The sequence below is a fragment of the Sphingobium sp. genome (assembly GCF_041987595.1).
In the GTDB taxonomy this organism is placed as follows: Bacteria; Pseudomonadota; Alphaproteobacteria; order Sphingomonadales; family Sphingomonadaceae; genus Sphingobium.
In genome coordinates, this window is sequence record NZ_JBHIWJ010000009.1 from 22,447 (window position 1) to 38,017 (window position 15,571).

At 63.6% G+C, this 15,571-nt stretch carries 21 protein-coding genes; 11 read left to right on the plus strand and 10 right to left on the minus strand.

Annotated elements, in window-relative coordinates:
* Positions 1–61 precede the first annotated feature (61 nt).
* Positions 62–538, minus strand: coding sequence for an SspB family protein (locus tag ACFC3J_RS04170; protein WP_375194943.1), 477 nt, complete (start codon positions 536–538; stop codon positions 62–64).
* Between the two features lie 111 nt (positions 539–649).
* Between ACFC3J_RS04170 and hisB the strand changes: the two genes are divergently transcribed.
* The 6 genes from hisB (at position 650) to ACFC3J_RS04200 (ending at position 4,415) form a co-directional block, all read left to right on the plus strand.
* Complete coding sequence (hisB, locus tag ACFC3J_RS04175) at positions 650–1,237, plus strand: imidazoleglycerol-phosphate dehydratase HisB (RefSeq protein ID WP_375194944.1); 588 nt, start codon at positions 650–652, stop codon at positions 1,235–1,237.
* Positions 1,234–1,851, plus strand: a complete 618-nt coding sequence (gene hisH / locus ACFC3J_RS04180) for an imidazole glycerol phosphate synthase subunit HisH (protein ID WP_375194945.1) — start codon at positions 1,234–1,236, stop codon at positions 1,849–1,851. The genes hisB and hisH overlap by 4 nt, the downstream gene beginning before the upstream one ends.
* Complete coding sequence (hisA, locus tag ACFC3J_RS04185; RefSeq protein ID WP_375194946.1) at positions 1,848–2,585, plus strand: 1-(5-phosphoribosyl)-5-[(5-phosphoribosylamino)methylideneamino]imidazole-4-carboxamide isomerase; 738 nt, start codon at positions 1,848–1,850, stop codon at positions 2,583–2,585. The genes hisH and hisA overlap by 4 nt, the downstream gene beginning before the upstream one ends.
* 11 nt (positions 2,586–2,596) lie before the next feature.
* Complete coding sequence (gene hisF / locus ACFC3J_RS04190) at positions 2,597–3,361, plus strand: imidazole glycerol phosphate synthase subunit HisF (protein ID WP_375194947.1); 765 nt, start codon at positions 2,597–2,599, stop codon at positions 3,359–3,361.
* A gap of 81 nt (positions 3,362–3,442) precedes the next feature.
* Entirely contained in the window at positions 3,443–3,763 is a 321-nt protein-coding gene (locus ACFC3J_RS04195; protein ID WP_375194948.1) for a phosphoribosyl-ATP diphosphatase, read from the plus strand.
* A gap of 73 nt (positions 3,764–3,836) precedes the next feature.
* Positions 3,837–4,415: a hypothetical protein gene (locus ACFC3J_RS04200; protein ID WP_375194949.1), complete on the plus strand. Its 579-nt coding sequence runs from the start codon at positions 3,837–3,839 to the stop codon at positions 4,413–4,415.
* 7 nt (positions 4,416–4,422) lie between these two features.
* Here ACFC3J_RS04200 and ACFC3J_RS04205 read toward each other — a convergent pair whose 3' ends face one another.
* The gene (locus tag ACFC3J_RS04205; RefSeq protein ID WP_375194997.1) at positions 4,423–5,331 is read right to left on the minus strand and encodes a histone deacetylase; all 909 of its coding nucleotides are present in this window, start codon (positions 5,329–5,331) and stop codon (positions 4,423–4,425) included.
* A gap of 58 nt (positions 5,332–5,389) precedes the next feature.
* Between ACFC3J_RS04205 and ACFC3J_RS04210 the strand changes: the two genes are divergently transcribed.
* The 3 genes from ACFC3J_RS04210 to ACFC3J_RS04220 all read left to right on the plus strand — a co-directional run bounded on the left by ACFC3J_RS04210 (position 5,390) and on the right by ACFC3J_RS04220 (position 7,959).
* Positions 5,390–6,850 (plus strand): L,D-transpeptidase family protein, encoded by a 1,461-nt coding sequence (locus tag ACFC3J_RS04210; protein ID WP_375194950.1) that lies wholly within the window; start codon positions 5,390–5,392, stop codon positions 6,848–6,850.
* A 4-nt stretch (positions 6,851–6,854) separates the two neighbouring features.
* Positions 6,855–7,151: a hypothetical protein gene (locus ACFC3J_RS04215; protein WP_375194951.1), complete on the plus strand. Its 297-nt coding sequence runs from the start codon at positions 6,855–6,857 to the stop codon at positions 7,149–7,151.
* A gap of 127 nt (positions 7,152–7,278) precedes the next feature.
* Positions 7,279–7,959 carry a murein L,D-transpeptidase catalytic domain family protein gene (locus ACFC3J_RS04220; protein WP_375194952.1) on the plus strand — a complete coding sequence of 227 codons (681 nt, stop codon included), beginning with the start codon at positions 7,279–7,281 and terminating at the stop codon, positions 7,957–7,959.
* Between the two features lie 65 nt (positions 7,960–8,024).
* On the opposite strand, the gene ACFC3J_RS04225 is transcribed toward ACFC3J_RS04220, so the two are convergent.
* The 7 genes from ACFC3J_RS04225 to ACFC3J_RS04255 form a co-directional block, all read right to left on the minus strand.
* The gene (locus ACFC3J_RS04225; protein ID WP_375194953.1) at positions 8,025–8,753 is read right to left on the minus strand and encodes a hypothetical protein; all 729 of its coding nucleotides are present in this window, start codon (positions 8,751–8,753) and stop codon (positions 8,025–8,027) included.
* A gap of 100 nt (positions 8,754–8,853) precedes the next feature.
* Complete coding sequence (locus ACFC3J_RS04230) at positions 8,854–9,543, minus strand: ATP12 family chaperone protein (RefSeq protein ID WP_375194954.1); 690 nt, start codon at positions 9,541–9,543, stop codon at positions 8,854–8,856.
* Positions 9,540–9,797 (minus strand): hypothetical protein, encoded by a 258-nt coding sequence (locus ACFC3J_RS04235; RefSeq protein WP_375194955.1) that lies wholly within the window; start codon positions 9,795–9,797, stop codon positions 9,540–9,542. Before ACFC3J_RS04235 ends, ACFC3J_RS04230 begins: the two co-directional genes overlap by 4 nt.
* Entirely contained in the window at positions 9,794–10,453 is a 660-nt protein-coding gene (locus ACFC3J_RS04240) for an HAD-IA family hydrolase (RefSeq protein ID WP_375194956.1), read from the minus strand. Before ACFC3J_RS04240 ends, ACFC3J_RS04235 begins: the two co-directional genes overlap by 4 nt.
* Positions 10,450–11,751: an RluA family pseudouridine synthase gene (locus ACFC3J_RS04245; protein ID WP_375194957.1), complete on the minus strand. Its 1,302-nt coding sequence runs from the start codon at positions 11,749–11,751 to the stop codon at positions 10,450–10,452. The genes ACFC3J_RS04240 and ACFC3J_RS04245 overlap by 4 nt, the downstream gene beginning before the upstream one ends.
* Positions 11,748–12,131 (minus strand): fluoride efflux transporter CrcB, encoded by a 384-nt coding sequence (crcB, locus tag ACFC3J_RS04250; RefSeq protein ID WP_375194958.1) that lies wholly within the window; start codon positions 12,129–12,131, stop codon positions 11,748–11,750. The genes ACFC3J_RS04245 and crcB overlap by 4 nt, the downstream gene beginning before the upstream one ends.
* A gap of 112 nt (positions 12,132–12,243) precedes the next feature.
* Complete coding sequence (locus tag ACFC3J_RS04255; protein WP_375194959.1) at positions 12,244–12,930, minus strand: hypothetical protein; 687 nt, start codon at positions 12,928–12,930, stop codon at positions 12,244–12,246.
* 158 nt (positions 12,931–13,088) lie between these two features.
* Between ACFC3J_RS04255 and ACFC3J_RS04260 the strand changes: the two genes are divergently transcribed.
* Positions 13,089–13,310, plus strand: coding sequence for a hypothetical protein (locus ACFC3J_RS04260; RefSeq protein ID WP_375194998.1), 222 nt, complete (start codon positions 13,089–13,091; stop codon positions 13,308–13,310).
* A gap of 17 nt (positions 13,311–13,327) precedes the next feature.
* Positions 13,328–14,200: an EamA family transporter RarD gene (gene rarD / locus ACFC3J_RS04265; RefSeq protein WP_375194960.1), complete on the plus strand. Its 873-nt coding sequence runs from the start codon at positions 13,328–13,330 to the stop codon at positions 14,198–14,200.
* Here the strand turns inward: rarD and ACFC3J_RS04270 are convergent.
* A complete protein-coding gene (locus ACFC3J_RS04270) occupies positions 14,197–15,528 on the minus strand; it encodes a dihydroorotase (protein ID WP_375194961.1) in 1,332 nt (443 codons plus the stop codon). The genes rarD and ACFC3J_RS04270 overlap by 4 nt on opposite strands.
* Between the last annotated feature and the right edge of the window lie 43 nt (positions 15,529–15,571).

The following is a 15,571-nucleotide window of genomic DNA, read 5'->3' on the forward strand; positions in this document are numbered from 1 at the left end:
GCACTCCCTCTTATTTTGGAGTGCCGCCAATCTGGGGGCCTTAAGCCCCAGATTCCAGTGCTTATTTCTTTTTGCCGAAATCCACCGTGACGACATTGGAGCCGTCTTCGGAGATCACCTGGGGCGCGTCATTTTCCGCTTCCTCATGTGGTTCGGGGGCGATGTCGGCCTGCGCCTGGAACTGCAGGGCGAAATTTACCGCCGGATCGACGAAAGCCGTGATCGCGGCGAAGGGAATGTAAAGATGCGCCGCCACCTGATTGAAGGTCAAACTGACCCCGAACGCATCGTCGCTGACCTTCAGGTCCCAGAATTTATTCTGGAGCACGATGGTCATCTCATCGGGGAATCGCTCGACCAGATGACGTGGAATGTCGACACCAGCGGCCTGAGTCTTGAAGGTGATGTAGAAATGATGGGCGCCCGGCAGACCGCCCGAACGCTCGATTTCGCCCAATACGCGGCCGACCACGGCGCGCAGGGCCTCCTGCACGATTTCGTCATAGGGAATCAGGCTGTCGGGCAGGTCTTCGCTCATGCGCCCATGTCCTAACGGCGCGGCGGCGCTGGTCAAGTGCAAGCCACCGATTGCAGGGCCACATTGTAACGCCACATTGCATGCCGCCGCCACTTCGCTATAGGGCGCATCATGCGCACGGCCGACATTCACCGCAACACTGCGGAAACGCAGATCGACGTGACCGTCAACCTCGACGGCACCGGCATCTATACCGTTTCGACGGGCATTGGCTTCCTCGATCACATGATCGAGCAACTGTCGCGTCACTCGCTGATCGACATGGATGTGAAGACGGTCGGCGACCTCCATGTCGATCAGCATCACACGACCGAGGATACCGCTATCGCCATTGGCGAGGCGATCGCCAAGGCGCTGGGCGACAAGCGCGGCATTTCCCGTTACGGCAGCGTCTATTCGCCGATGGACGAGACGCTCACCCGCGTTTCGCTGGACGTTTCGGGCCGACCCTGGCTGGTGTTCAAGGTACCCTTCACCGTGCAGCGCATCGGCGAATGGGACAGCGAAATGGTGGAGCATTTCTTCCAAAGCTTTGCCCAGGCGGCGGGAATCACGCTGCACATCGAGAATCTCTACGGCTCGAACAATCACCATATTGTCGAGAGCTGCTTCAAGGGACTCGCCCGCGCGCTGCGTCAGGCGGTGGAGATCGATCCGCGCAAGGCCGACGCCATTCCGTCGACCAAGGGGATGCTGTGACAACGCTGGCCCTGATCGACTACGGCGCAGGCAACCTTCATTCGGTCCATAATGCCCTGCGCAAGGCAGGTGCGGACAATGCCGTCATCACTGACGATGCCGATGTCGTGGCAAAGGCCGACCGGATCGTCCTGCCGGGCGTGGGCGCCTTTCGGGCCTGCCGCGATGCGCTGGTGGCGATCCCCGGCATGGTCGAGGCAATGAACGAAGCCGTGCTTCAGCGTGGCGTTCCATTTCTGGGCGTTTGCGTCGGCATGCAACTGCTGGCGGAGGCGGGCGAGGAATTTGGACGGCATGAGGGGCTGGGCTGGATTCCCGGCACGGTCAGGCTGATCGAACCGGCCGATCCATCGGTCAAGGTGCCGCACATGGGCTGGAACGACGTCACCCTGCGCGGCAGCCCGCCTTTGCTGGAGGCCGGGGAAGCCTATTTCCTGCACAGCTATCATTTCGACGTGGCGCGGGAGGATCATATTGCCGCGGTAACGGATCATGGCGGCCCGTTGGTCGCTGCCGTGGCGCGCGATACGATCATCGGCTGCCAGTTCCATCCGGAAAAGAGCCAGAGCTATGGCCTTTCCTTCCTTTCCCGCTTTCTGGAGTGGAGGCCGTGAGCCTGATCGTTTTTCCTGCCATCGACCTCAAGGGCGGACAAGTTGTGCGCTTGGCCGAGGGCGACATGAACCGCGCTACCGTCTATGGCGACAATCCCGCCGCACAGGCGCTGCTGTTCGCCGAGGCAGGCGCCCAACATCTGCATGTCGTCGATCTCGATGGCAGCTTTGCGGGCCGTGCCGTCAACGCCGAAGCGGTCGAAGCGATCGTAGCCGCCTTCCCCGGCCATGTGCAGCTGGGCGGCGGCATCCGCAATCGCGAGGCGGTGGAGCGCTGGTTCGACCTTGGCGTCTCGCGGATCGTGATCGGCACGGCGGCGCTCAAGGACCCGGAATTCGTGAAGGCAGCCGCCCGCGATTTCCCGGGCGGCATCGTGGTCGCGGTGGATGCCCGCGACGGCTTCGTCGCGACCGACGGCTGGGCCGAGAAATCGGACATGCCGGTGGTCGACCTTGCCCGCCGGTTCGAGGATGCGGGCGTCGCCAGCCTGCTCTTTACCGATGTGGGTCGCGATGGGCTGCTCAAGGGCTGCAATATCGACGCGACCGTCGATCTGGCGCGGGCCACCGACATTCCGGTGATCGCCAGCGGCGGGGTCGCGGGAATCGCGGATATTCGCATCCTCAGCCTGCACGCCGATGAGGGCATTGAAGGCGTGATCACCGGCCGGGCGCTCTATGACGGGCGGCTCGACCTCAAGACCGCGCTGACGGTGGCTCAGGCCGCAGCTTAAGGAAAGCGATCATGACCGTCCGCACCCGCGTCATCCCCTGCCTTGACGTCGCCAATGGCCGGGTGGTCAAGGGCGTCAACTTCGTCGACCTGCGCGATGCGGGCGACCCGGTCGAGCAGGCCAAGGTCTATGACGCGGCGGGCGCGGACGAGCTTTGCTTCCTGGACATCACCGCGACCCATGAGGCGCGCGGGACCATATTGGACGTCGTGCGCCGGACAGCAGAGGTCTGCTTCATGCCCGTCACCGTCGGCGGCGGCGTGCGCAGCCCGGAAGATGCGCGGGCCTTGCTGCTGGCCGGAGCGGACAAGGTCGCCGTCAACAGCGCCGCCGTCGTCCGCCCCGAAGTGGTGGCCGACATTGCCGACCGCTTCGGCAGCCAGTGCGTCGTCGGCTCCGTCGATGCGCGGCGCGTCAGCGAAGGCCGCTGGGAAATCTTCACCCATGGCGGGCGCAAGCCGACCGGCATCGATGCGCTGGAACATGCGATCCGGCTGGCGGAGCTTGGCGCGGGCGAACTGCTGGTGACCTCCATGGACGGCGACGGCACCAAGGCGGGCTATGACCTTGCCCTAACCCGCGCCATTGCCGATGCGGTATCGGTTCCGGTGATCGCCAGCGGCGGCGTCGGCACGCTGGAACATCTGGTGGAGGGGGTGATCGAGGGGCATGCCAGCGCCGTGCTGGCGGCATCGATATTCCATTTCGGCCAGCACACGATTGCCCAGGCGCATCAGGCGCTTGCGGCAGCCGGCGTCCCCGTCCGGGCAGGCTGAACGAACGGATTTTCTCCCGCCGTCATCAGGCATAAGTCAGTTTTCATTTGACGGGTCGCATGCCCCGCGCTTCATGGCGCCATGCGCACCACCCTTTTCGATCTTGAACGGACCATTCGTCAGCGGCGGCAGGCCGATCCGTCCCAAAGCTATGTTGCCAAGCTGACGGCCAAGGGGCGCGGTAAGATCGCGCAGAAGGTCGGCGAGGAAGCCGTCGAGACGGTGATCGCCGCCATGGCGGCCGACCGCGACGGCGCGATCGGCGAAAGCGCGGACCTGCTGTTTCACCTGATGGTACTGCTCGCCGATCTCGACATTTCGCTCGACGATGTGCTGAACGAACTGGACCGTCGCGAGGGCATGTCGGGCATTGCCGAGAAGGCTGCGCGCAAAGCAGACTGATTTTCCGGAAAGATATTGCCCCCCCTGCGTTTGTCCGTCAGCCTCTCTGACCATGGAGAGCACAGGAGGGCATATGTTCCGAACCTTGCTTGGCGGCCTGATTGGCGGGGTCGCCATGTATCTCGTCGGGTTTCTGTTTTGGGGGACCCCGCTTAGCGCGCTCGCCTATCATCGCGCCGATCCCTCGGCGGGTAGCCAGTTGCAGGCTGCGATGGCGCAGGCGCTGACCGCCTCGGGCACCGGGGTCTACGTGATTCCCGATCCTGCGACAGCCCAGGGCACGGTGCTGTATGGCAAAGGCCCCGTCGCGATGGTCTTCTACAATAGCGGTGGATTTCCGGTGACGGATACCGGAGCGCTGGTAGGCGGACTCATACTGGCGCTGACCGTGGGCATGCTGATCGCGCTGATGTTGCGTTTCATGGGCGGCGATCTGTACCGGAGCGTGCGGGTCACCCTGCTGTTTTCGTTGATTGCTGTGCTATGGCTGCATGTGGGGCAAGCGGTGTTCAATCACGCGCCCTGGGGCTATATTCTTTACCTGGCGTTCAGCGATTTTGCCGCACTCGTTGCGGCTGGGCTGGTGGCAGCGAAGATCATGGAGAGCAGCAACCCTCCCGCCGAACCGGTTGTCGGAGAGACGGTCCATTGACCCGTCCTCACGCCTCGCCGGGGCGCGTCAGTTGCGCCAAACGGATCATGCAGTCTACATGCCGCCGAGCAACCGCCATGCGATCCTCGCCATAACCTCCGCCCATTGTGCTAGCGAGCGGTATGGCCCGATCGCGGGCTGCCCGGATGACCATCTGATCGCGCGCGGCCAGCCCTTCATCGCTCAGAGCCAGCCGTCCCAGCCGATCGTCGGCATGCGTATCCACGCCGGCCTGATAGAGAATGAGATCAGGCCGAAATCCCTCCAGCACGTCGGGCAAAATCTTGGCGAGCGTCGCCATATAGGCTTCATCCTCCACGCCATCGGGCAGGCCGACGTCCAACGTCGAACGGGCCTTGCGAACCGGGAAATTCTTCTCCGCGTGGATCGACAGGGTGAAGATATCCTGCCGTCCCGCCATCAGCGACGCCGTTCCGTCGCCCTGATGCACGTCAAGGTCGAGGATCAGGATGCGCCGGGCGTCCCCCTCCTCGATCAGACGATGAGCGGCAATGGCCAGGTCATTGAAGATGCAATAGCCCGCCCCGCTGTCATGCAGGGCGTGATGGCTTCCTCCCGCCGCGTTGGCGGCATAGCCGTGCTGCTTCGCCAGTCTCGCGGCAAGCCATGTCCCGCCGGGCGACAGCATCGACCGGCGCGCCACCCGATCCGTCACCGGAAAGCCGATGCGCCGCTCCTTCTCCGGCGGCACGGCAAGGGTTGCGACCTGATCGACATAGGCGGGGTCATGCACCGCCTCGATCCAATGGCGGGGCATGGGTTCGGGTTCATGCACAGTAAAGGCCGCGCCGCTATGCTGGAGCGCTTCCATAACCAGCCCATATTTGTCAAAGCGGAAATGGCTGCCCGATTTTGCCGGAGAGACATAAGCCGGATGGTGAACGACGTGTAGCATCATCTTTTCCGCGATCTTCGAGTTTGAACGATGCGGGCTTTGCGCTATCTGGTCCAGCATGAAACGTCCCAAATTGATCCGTTTTTCCATTTTTTCCCTATTGGGTGTCTCTGCATTGCCTGCGGTGGCGCAGCCTCCGGCAGTCGCACCCACGCTGCCTGCCCCGCCCCAGCCCCAGGTCATTCTGCCGCCCGCCATCGTGACGCCACCGCCACCTTTGCCGTTGCCGCCCCTGTCCGCAGCGCAGGAAAAATGGCTGAACGTCTGGCTGACCGGCGGCGCGCAGCAAGGACTGATGGCGCGGAGCAAGGCGACCGGCCCTTTGACTGGTGAAGCGCTGATCTCCGCCGTGCTGGATCGGGCCAAAGCGCTGAGCACAGGTCGCGTGGATACCGCAGATTTCCTGCAGATCTGGGCGTTGCGCCCTGCTCCTTTCGATCCGCGTCCCGGCCTTGCCAAGGCAATAGCGGAGGATCGATTGCCGCAATGGGCACTGAACCTGACCCCGCCCTATGCGGGCTATGACGGGCTGCGCAAGGGCCTGGCCAATTATGAACGTATTCGCGATGCGGGCGGATGGCCGGTCCTGACTGCGCAATCCTCCCCCGATACGGTGCGCGCACGCATCGCCATCGAAGATAAAAGCGTCACGCCTGCGGAAAAGCTGATCGATGTGCTGCAGCGGGCGCAGCGCCGATACGGGCTTAACCCCACCGGCCTGCTGGATGCGCGCACGCTCAAGGAACTGAACGTTCCGGTAGAGGATCGAATCGCAGCGATCATGGCGAATATGGAACGCTGGCGCTGGATGCCTCGCGATCTGCCCGTCAATCGGGTGCAGGTGAACATCGCCGCAGCCGTGCTGACCGTGTTCGAAGGCGATCAGCCCGTCACCTCCATGCGCGCGGTCACTGGCGCGCCGGACAATGCGACGCCGATGCTGTCGTCCAGCATTCACTCGATCGTCGTCAATCCTCCCTGGAACGTCCCGGCTTCCATCGCGAAGCGGGAATTGTGGCCGAAGGGCCGCGCCGCGCTGATCCGTCAGGGCTACAAGATCGTGGGCACGCCCGAAACGGGCGAGCGGATCGTGCAGCCCGCCGGCCCCGGCAGCGCGCTGGGACGGTTGAAGTTCGACTTCAACAATCCCTTTGCCGTCTATCTGCACGACACGCCCTCAAGGGCGAAATTCTCCAGCTATGACCGGCTGGCGAGCCATGGCTGCATCCGTCTCGAAAAGCCGGTGCCGCTGGCCGAACTGATGGTGGCCGGCAATCCCGATCTGGCGGGCAAGATCCAGTCGCTGATCGACACCGGCAAGACCCAGCGGGTGTCGCTGCCCAAGGAAGTGGCGGTCTATCTGCTCTATTGGACGGCCTTTGCCAGCAACAACGGCACGATGAGTTTCCGTTCCGACCCCTATGGCTGGGACAAGCTGCTGGCCGCGAAGATCGAGGCGTCGAGCCGCCGCGTCGATCCAACCGCCGCATCCAACCCCACCATCGCATCCAAGGACTGATTTCATGCGCAAGATCGCTTTCATCGCCCTCGCCGGCGCGCTCGCTTTGGCCGCCTGCGGCAAGAAGGAGGAAGAGGCACCGGTGACCAATAATCTGGTCGAGCCGCCGGTGGAAAATGTGATCGTGGAGGAGCCGGAAGTGCCTGCGCCGGAAACGGGCAACAATGCAGCAGCTGCCAAACCCGCCCCTCCGCCCAGCATTTCCGAACAGCAGCAGATTCAGGACGATGCCGATGCGACCGGTATGACAGCGCGCCTGGACCGCGACACCTCGGAAGAAGCCGCCAACGCGACCCAATGACCTCCTGCGCTCGCCTCGCCGTAAAATCGGGGCCAGACGGCGGTATTGCCGGGCCGGATCAGACAAATGGATGAGGCCGCACGGCCTCGCCCTTGGAGTGATCCGGTACATTTGCTATATAGGATTTATGGATCGTCGTAGTTTCACAAAGTTCGCTTTAAGCGGGCTGGCTTTTTCGTTTCTAGCTGACAGTGCAGGGCGCGCAGCTTCGCTGCGCGATGCGGCGCCCCTTCCGGGCACCCCGACTGCCCCGCGCCCGACCTCGTCCGCGCCTCTGGCGACACAGCCCTATGCCAAATTGCTGGAGCGGGCCAAGGCGGCCCTCGATCAGCATGGCCATAGATTCGAATTGCGCGACAGGGTCGCGCTGGCCGATTTCAACGCGCCCTCACGGGAATTGCGCTTTCACGTCGTCGATCTGATCGGCGGACAGTCCAGTTCCTATCTGGTTGCTCATGGGCGCGGATCGGACCCCGAACATTCCGGCTGGCTTCAGTCCTTTTCCAACGAACCAAATTCGTTCGCCAGTTGCTCCGGCGCGTTCAAGACGGGCGAGATTTACGAGGGTCAGCATGGGCGCGCGATGCGTCTGGCGGGCCTTGATCCCCAGAATGATAATGCGGAAATGCGGGCGATCGTCGTTCATGGCGCCGATTATGTGAGCGAAAATCACATCGCGACCTGGGGCAAGATCGGCCGCAGCGAAGGCTGCTTTGCCCTCGCCCGCCATATGTTGCCGCAGTTCATCGGCCTTCTTGGGCCGGGGCGGTTGCTTTATGCCGACAAGATCATCGGCGGAGTGGCCTGAACGGGGCTTATCCTGAATGAAGGAGGACGGAAAGCGCGATCAGCTTCCCGCCCCCTTGCTGGTCCTTAGCCTGCCTTTTCACCCGCCATGGCCTGAATGGAAGGCTTGTTCATCGCGTCTATGGTGCCATCGCTCAACATCGCCTTGCCCATGCTGAGCGCTTCGTTGGTAAGCGCCGGATCGTTGGCCGTCTGGCTGGCGCCGATCAGGGCGGAAAGCAGGATGTTCCTGGACGTGGCATCGGTGCCATTCTCCGCAACCGACTTGCGCGCGAACGTCAGAGCTTCCCTGTAAAGCGGATCGGCGCCGGTCTTGTCCTGCCCAGCCAGCTTCTGATTGCCCATCTGGATCAGGATCCCTGCGAAGATATTGCGGCTGGCGGCGTCACTCGGCTTGGCCTCCACCACCTTACGCCAATAGGGAACGGATTCGCCGTAGAGCGCGATCACCTTGTCCATCTTGCCCAGCGCACCCTGAGCGGCGGCATCGGCATAAAGGGCGTTGGCGAGGAAGTTCACATTTTCAATCTTGGCAGGATCGGTCTGGACGGCCGCCCGGATGGCGGGGAGCGCCGCTTCATATCTGGCGGCCGCGGTGCCGTTGTCGCCGCCCTGCTGGGCCGTCTGGCCGGCGGTAAAATCGGTCACGGCCTGGTTGAAAGCAGCGATCTGCTCAGGGGTCATCTGGGCAGCGGAGGGGGCCGCGGCATCCTGAGCGAGAGACGGGGCGGCAAATGCCAGCGGCGTTCCAGCGGTCAACAGGGCAATCAAAAAAGTGCGGGGCAGCAAGGTCATGGTCTCCTTGGATATCTTGTTCCAGACAGATGCAAGGCGCCCCCCGCGCCTTGCCTATCCAATTGACCAGAGATGCAATCCCGCGCCCACCCGATCAGGCTCAGGTCATCCCGCAAAAGTCCCGCGCCATGGCAAACTCGTTCCTGCGCAGCGCCGAACGGGCCGCCGCTTCGGCATCTTCGCCCCATTGCTCGACTTCCCAGGCTTCGTCGACCTCGGAGGCGGTCCAGATAGCGTCGGCGTCATGGCCGCCATCGACGATAGCCAGACCGCAGACCAGCGATCCCGACAGCGTCACCAGCGTGGACAGCCCTGCCAGCGTGAAGGGATCGAAGGCAGCAACGGCTGCCGCAAGGCGCTCCAGCGTCTCAACCGGCTGGTCGACGGGGATGATACCGTGCGTTACCCTGAACGTGACATCATAGCGATGGCGCGCCCAATCCAGCAGCGGATCCCATGCGGACGCTTCGCGGGCGATAAGTTCGGCAGGCCCCTCGGCACGATAGCAGAGCAGATCGCTGGTGCCGTAACGGGCGATGCCCTCGGCGAAACTCTCACGATTGGGCGCGATCTGATCGATCGCGCCATTGGCAAGCCCGGTGAAGGGCATTGAGCGCGGATCGACGGTTTCCCCCTGACAGCGCCACTCCCCGGCTATGGCTTCGGCCAGACTGACATTGGGCAAGGCGAGCGAGGCCCGGGCAGGCGTGCGAACGGGACGGCCATCCAACTGAATCTCAAAGCCGGCCGCGCCGGGGACGACAGCTACATCCTTGTAAAAGCGCTTCATGGCTGGGGAGGCTTTCGGAACAGAGCGAGCAGCAGGCGGGGCACGATGACGAACTGGAACAGGCCGACGACAACGAAGATCGCGCCCATCGCCTTGGCCTTGCTCCCCTGAACCCAGTGGAAGCGCTGCATCAATATGAGGAAGCCGAACATTACCAGCAACGCGCCCGACAGGCGGAACAGGCCCAGCGCAAAGAAGCGCTGGCGGGCGACCTTTTCAGGGTCGGCGGGCGGGGTCGGAGGCAGATCGGTCATCTTGCGTCGATATGACTGCGCAGTTCGCCACTGTCCATCGCCACGCTATGGGCGCCCGCCGCGATCAGGTCCTGCGGCGTGTGATAGCCCCAGCCGACCCCAAGTGCGCGCGTACCAGCAGCCCGCGCCATATCGATGTCGAAACTGGTATCGCCGATCATCACCGTGGTTTCAGGCGCGGCGCCAGCATCGGCCATGGCCGTCAGCAGCATTGAAGGATGCGGCTTGGACGGGTGGCGATCTGCGGTCTGGAGCGTCACGAAATGAGCGTGAATGCCATGATGGGTCAGGCAGAGCTGAAGTCCCCGATCCGACTTGCCGGTCGCGACGCCCAGCAGCCAGCCGTCGCTGTCCAGTTCCCGGATCAGATCGGCGATGCCGGGATAGAGCGGTTCCGACACTGCGTTCTCGCGGCGCAATTGCTGGAATGCCAGCTTGTAGCTTTCCGACAGATGGTCGTGATAATCGGCCTCAGCCTCCGGAAGCAGGCGCGCCATGGCGAGCGGCAGCGACAGGCCGACCACCGACAGGATCGTGGCCCGTTCCGGCGCCACCAGCTTCTCGCCCTCGAACGCGCGGATCATGGCGGCGCAAATGCTGTGCTGGCTGTCGACCAGCGTGCCGTCGCAATCGAAAACGGCGAGACGATTGGTCATTTCTTCCGCGGCGCTCCACCGCTCCTGCCGCCGCCGGACGCGCCTCTTGCGCGACGTTCGCCCTTGCGGCCCTTGCGGATCTGCTTGGCGTGGGCACGGGCGGCCTTCTTCTCATCCTCGCGGGTGGGCTTGCGCTCGACCTCCTCGTCCAGCGGGAGGTCGCCCGCATGAATGTCGAACCCCAGGGAGGTCAGGCTGGCGGCGAAATGGTCGGGCAATTCCGCGCGAACGTCGACGCGGCCGCCATCGGGATGGTCCACCCTGATGCGGCGGGCGTGAAGATGCATCTTGCGGCTGATCGTGCCGCTCAAAAAGGCTTCCTTGCCGCCATATTTGCCGTCCCCGACGATAGGATGCCCGATCGCCGCCATATGGACGCGCAACTGGTGGGTGCGGCCGGTATAGGGTTGCAGTTCCACCCAGGCGGCGCGATTGCCCGCCCGTTCGATCACGCGGTAGCGCGAGCGGGCGGGAAGCCCCTCCTCCTCATCCACATGCATTTTTTCGCCACCGGTGCCGGGTTGCTTGGCGATGGGCAGTTCGACCATGCCGTCCTCGATCGAAGGGACGCCCATGACGATGGCCCAATAAACCTTGCGCGCCGTGCGGCTGGAAAAGGCCTTGGCGAAATGCGCGGCCGAGCGCGCGGTGCGGGCGATCAGCAGCGCGCCGGACGTGTCCTTGTCGAGCCGGTGGACCAGCTTCGGGCGCTGGTCGAGTTCATATTCCAGCGCATCGAGCAGCCCGTCGACATGGTCGTCGGTCTTGGTGCCGCCCTGGGTGGCAAGACCCGGCGGCTTGTTGATGACGATGGCCTGAGCGTCGCGATGAATGACCAGACTCTGCGCGAAGGCGATCTGGTCTTCGGTCAGTTGCGGGCGAACCCGCTTGGGCTTGGCGCTTTCAGCGGCCTTGGGTTCGGCGGGAGGCACCCGGATCGTTTGCCCTTCGGCGACGCGATCGCCGGGGGTAGCGCGGGCGCCATCGACGCGAAGCTGGCCGGTGCGCGCCCAGCGGGACACGCTGTTGAAACCGATGTCGGGCAGATGCCGCTGGAACCAACGATCGAGCCGGATGCCGTCGTCATCGGCAGCCACGCGAAACTGCCGTACATCGAGCGATACCCCCTTGGCCGGGGAAGATTTGGCCGCCGCCGGTTTTGCTACCGGCTTCGGCGCCGCCTTGGGCGCATCGGGCTTACGGGCACGCGCAGCCTTTGCCGCGCCGCGGGCTCGGCCGTCCTTAGCGATGGCAGGCTTGCGCGGGCCTCGTGATGGTCCGGAAGATTTCTCCTTCATGCGACGCTCCTCATTACCGCAAGTCCGCCCGCAAGCGCGCCCACCGCGCCCAGAACGGAAAAGACGGCATAGGCAAGGCCCATGCCCAATTGTCCGCGCTCGATCATCAGCACGGTTTCCAGACTGAAGGAGGAAAATGTCGTGAAGCCGCCGAGCACGCCCACCGCCAGCAGCAGGCGGATCGGTTCCCCCCATCCGCTGCCGAAGCGCCCCAGCCAGCCTGCCAGCAGGCCCATGGCAAATCCGCCGATAATGTTGGCGCCGAAAGTCCCCCAGGGCCACGAAGCGCCGGGAACCATCATGCCTGCAAGACGTCCGAGCAGATAGCGCAGCGCCGATCCGGCAGCACCGCCCGCCATGACGAGAAAGATATTGGTCATGCCGCCCGCCCTAGAGCATTTTCAGAAGAATTGGGAAGCAATCATTGGGCAGGAACATGCGGCTGCCGGCAAAGAGCCGCCGAAATGCCAGGCAGCATCGGCGATTTTGGGCTTATCGGCCGTTATCCGCGATCACATCGACATTGGTCCGACCGCCCGGTGCGCTGGTGAACAGCAGGAAATAGGCGCTGCCATCATCCTTGCGCGTGCCGCCAAGCACATGGTCGCCGCCCATCAGCTTATGTTCGGCGTCGAAGCCAGCGCGGCGGGCCTGGGTATAGTAAAAGTCCATGACGCTCTGCCGCGGCACGGGCGTCACAAAGGATGCGGCGCGCAAAGTGCAGCCATTCTTGTCCGCGCCCGCCGCTTCGACCAACGTTGCGCCGGGATAGAGGGTAAAGGGTTCCGGCATCCGGCTGGCCCACTGATTGCCATAGGCCAGTTGCTTGCGGCAGGCCGCATTTCCCCCCGGTCCCTGTTGTCCGCGGGCGACCTCCGCCAGCGTTTCCGTCGATTCCAGTGCCTCGCCCTCCGCAGGAGCTGGCGTTGCAAGCAGCTTGCCGCCTGCCAGCTTGACCGATGCGGCCAGCGCCTTCGCAGCGTCGCCCTTCAGTGCGGGCAATTTGGCCGCGGATCCGCCGATCCTGTCGGGGTCCACGACGATCTGCCCTTCGACCACATTGTTGGTGAGCGCCTCATCCAGTGCGTTGAGATCAGCTTTCCTGTCTCCCTTGCCGCAACCGGCAAGCGGCAGCGCCAGGACAAGCGCCAATAATGTGACGGATCGAACAGACGCCATGGCTTCACTCCCTCGGTAAACAAGGCATGAAGAGTAGAGGTTAATTTTTCGTTAGGGATTTTGGTGAATCGCTGATTTTTTCTTAGCGGGCCATTTTCTGCCGACTGGCATTGCCCCGCTCCTTGCAGCGACTGCTTCAGGAGGCCATCTGGAACGCCATGCTCAATATATTGTCAGGCCTGATCGGACTTGTAACCCTGATCTTCATGATTCCGGCGCTATTCCCGCTGCTGGGCGCGCTCAACTGGCTACTTGTGCCAGTGGCGCTGATAGGCGCCTTTGTCGGCATGCTGTCCAGCCGGAACAGCGGACGCAATTTCTGCCTCACGGTCGCAGCATTCGGAGCGCTGCGCCTGTTCCTGGGCGGAGGCATATTCTGACCGAAGAGGCAGCCCGGATGCGCGGCGGCCTGCTTGCGGCGGCGGGCGCCTATGGAGCATGGGGTCTGCTGCCGATCTTCTTCCGGCTGCTGCACCATGTCGGCGCGGTGGAAATCGTGGCCCAGCGAATACTCTGGTCGCTGCTTCTGATCCTTGCCCTGCTGGCCGCGCAACGAAGACTGGCGGCCCTGTCCGGCCCGATGCGCGACAGAAGACTGCTGCTGCCTCTGATCGTCTCGGCTCTGCTGATCGGGGCCAACTGGCTGATCTATGTGTGGGGTGTCAACAATGGCCATGTGGTTGCGGCAAGCCTCGGCTATTTCCTCAATCCGCTGATCAGCGTCGGGCTGGGCGTCCTGATCCTCAAGGAAAAGCTGCGGCGCGGGCAAGCCGTGGCGATCGGCCTCGCCGCCCTCGGCGTCGCCATCATGGCCGCATCGGCGCTGACGACCTTGTGGATCAGCTTCGGACTGGCGTTGAGCTTCGCCTTTTACGGACTCGTCCGGAAACTGACTCCCGTGGCGCCGATGAGCGGCCTCGGCGTGGAGACGGTGTTGCTGGCGCCCTTCGCGCTCGGCTTTCTGGTCTTCCAGGGCCACACGGCGCTGGGACAGGATATCGGCACGACGCTGTTGCTGGTCGTTTCCGGCGCGGTGACCACCGTTCCGCTGGTCCTGTTCGCCACGGCGGCCCATCGCCTGCCGATGGCGATGCTGGGGCTGCTCCAATATCTGGCGCCGACGCTTCAGTTCCTCTGCGGCGTTCTGCTGTTCGGCGAAAAGTTGACCACCGGCCAGATGGCAAGCTTCGCCCTCATCTGGCTCGGCCTCGCCCTGTTTGCGGCGGACAGCATTTCAGCCGCCCGCCGCAACCGGATGGCGATGGCTTAAGCGAATTCCGTCGCTTCGAAACGGACAGGCTCGCCGACCGCTTCATTGGCGAGGGTATCTTCCCACATCACGCGATGGCCGCGGATGATGGTGCCGACCGCCTTGCCGGTCAGATCCATCCCCTCGAAGGGCGACCAGTTGCAGCGCGAGGCAAGCCAGTCGCTGCCGACCGTCCAGCGCTTCTTGAGGTCGACGATGGTGAAGTCCGCGTCATAGCCAAGGGCGATGCGGCCCTTACCCACCAGCCCGAACACGCGCTGCGGACCGGAAGAGGTCAGTTCAATGAACCGGCGCAGCGACAGGCGCCCTTCCGTGATATGGTTGAGCAGCAGCGGCACCAGCGTCTGAACGCCGGGCATGCCGCTGGGCGAAGCGGGATAGGATTTCGCCTTTTCCTCGATCGTGTGCGGCGCATGATCGCTGCCCAGCACATCGGGGACGCCCTGATTGAGCCAGTGCCACAGACCATCGCGATGCGCGCCCGAACGGATCGGCGGGTTCATCTGCGCATAGGTGCCAAGGCGCGGATAGGCGTCCTCCGCCGCGAGCGTCAGATGTTGCGGCGTGACCTCGCAGGTCGCGATGTCCTTGTGCTTCGCGATATATTCCAGCTCGGCGGGCGTCGTCACATGCAGGATATGAATGCGGCGGCGGGCCTTGCGGGCAAGGTCGATGATCCGCTTGGTCGCGATCATCGCACTTTCATCGTCGCGCCAGACCGGATGCGAGGACGGATCGCCCTCCACCCGCAGATCCTTGCGGACATTCATGCGCGCTTCGTCTTCGGCATGGATGGCGACGCGGCGCGTGCCGCTGGCCAGAACGCGGGACAGGGCATCGTCATCGTCGACCAGCAGACTGCCGGTCGAGGCGCCCATGAAGATCTTGACCCCCGATGTGCCCGGAATGCGCTCCAGTTCCTTCAGTTGTTCCGCATTGTCGGCAGTGGCGCCGACATAGAAGGCATGATCGCACCACATCCGATGATGGGCGCGCTTCAGCTTGTCATGCACGCGATCGGCCGTGTCGGTGTTGGGATTGGTGTTGGGCATTTCGAACACTGCCGTGATGCCGCCCAGCACCGCTGCGCGGCTGCCCGATTCGAGATCCTCCTTATGCTCCAGCCCCGGCTCCCGAAAATGCACCTGACTGTCGATACAGCCGGGCAGCACGTCAAGGCCGGTGCAGTCGATCACTTCCCCCGCATCACCGAGCGCCCCGCCGATGGCGACGATCCTGCCGCCGCGCACGCCCACATCCACGCTTTCCGATCCGCCGGGCGTGTGGACAGTGCCGTTTTTGAGGATGAGGTCGAAAGTTTCGGACATGATGGTTCACCGCTTGGATATGGTTAGGGAGTGTCCTACCTAA

Bases quoted from the DNA above. Each gene is read 5' to 3' on its own strand.
- ACFC3J_RS04170 (WP_375194943.1), bottom strand. From the start codon at position 538: ATGAGCGAAGACCTGCCCGACAGCCTGATTCCCTATGACGAAATCGTG.
- rarD (WP_375194960.1), top strand. From the start codon at position 13,328: ATGCGCGGCGGCCTGCTTGCGGCGGCGGGCGCCTATGGAGCATGGGGT.
- ACFC3J_RS04205 (WP_375194997.1), bottom strand. From the start codon at position 5,331: ATGCTACACGTCGTTCACCATCCGGCTTATGTCTCTCCGGCAAAATCG.
- ACFC3J_RS04210 (WP_375194950.1), top strand. From the start codon at position 5,390: ATGAAACGTCCCAAATTGATCCGTTTTTCCATTTTTTCCCTATTGGGT.
- hisF (WP_375194947.1), top strand. From the start codon at position 2,597: ATGACCGTCCGCACCCGCGTCATCCCCTGCCTTGACGTCGCCAATGGC.
- ACFC3J_RS04200 (WP_375194949.1), top strand. From the start codon at position 3,837: ATGTTCCGAACCTTGCTTGGCGGCCTGATTGGCGGGGTCGCCATGTAT.
- ACFC3J_RS04245 (WP_375194957.1), bottom strand. From the start codon at position 11,751: ATGAAGGAGAAATCTTCCGGACCATCACGAGGCCCGCGCAAGCCTGCC.
- ACFC3J_RS04195 (WP_375194948.1), top strand. From the start codon at position 3,443: ATGCGCACCACCCTTTTCGATCTTGAACGGACCATTCGTCAGCGGCGG.
- hisB (WP_375194944.1), top strand. From the start codon at position 650: ATGCGCACGGCCGACATTCACCGCAACACTGCGGAAACGCAGATCGAC.
- ACFC3J_RS04260 (WP_375194998.1), top strand. From the start codon at position 13,089: ATGCTCAATATATTGTCAGGCCTGATCGGACTTGTAACCCTGATCTTC.
- ACFC3J_RS04240 (WP_375194956.1), bottom strand. From the start codon at position 10,453: ATGACCAATCGTCTCGCCGTTTTCGATTGCGACGGCACGCTGGTCGAC.
- ACFC3J_RS04230 (WP_375194954.1), bottom strand. From the start codon at position 9,543: ATGAAGCGCTTTTACAAGGATGTAGCTGTCGTCCCCGGCGCGGCCGGC.
- ACFC3J_RS04235 (WP_375194955.1), bottom strand. From the start codon at position 9,797: ATGACCGATCTGCCTCCGACCCCGCCCGCCGACCCTGAAAAGGTCGCC.
- ACFC3J_RS04225 (WP_375194953.1), bottom strand. From the start codon at position 8,753: ATGACCTTGCTGCCCCGCACTTTTTTGATTGCCCTGTTGACCGCTGGA.
- crcB (WP_375194958.1), bottom strand. From the start codon at position 12,131: ATGACCAATATCTTTCTCGTCATGGCGGGCGGTGCTGCCGGATCGGCG.
- ACFC3J_RS04270 (WP_375194961.1), bottom strand. From the start codon at position 15,528: ATGTCCGAAACTTTCGACCTCATCCTCAAAAACGGCACTGTCCACACG.
- ACFC3J_RS04220 (WP_375194952.1), top strand. From the start codon at position 7,279: ATGGATCGTCGTAGTTTCACAAAGTTCGCTTTAAGCGGGCTGGCTTTT.
- ACFC3J_RS04255 (WP_375194959.1), bottom strand. From the start codon at position 12,930: ATGGCGTCTGTTCGATCCGTCACATTATTGGCGCTTGTCCTGGCGCTG.
- ACFC3J_RS04215 (WP_375194951.1), top strand. From the start codon at position 6,855: ATGCGCAAGATCGCTTTCATCGCCCTCGCCGGCGCGCTCGCTTTGGCC.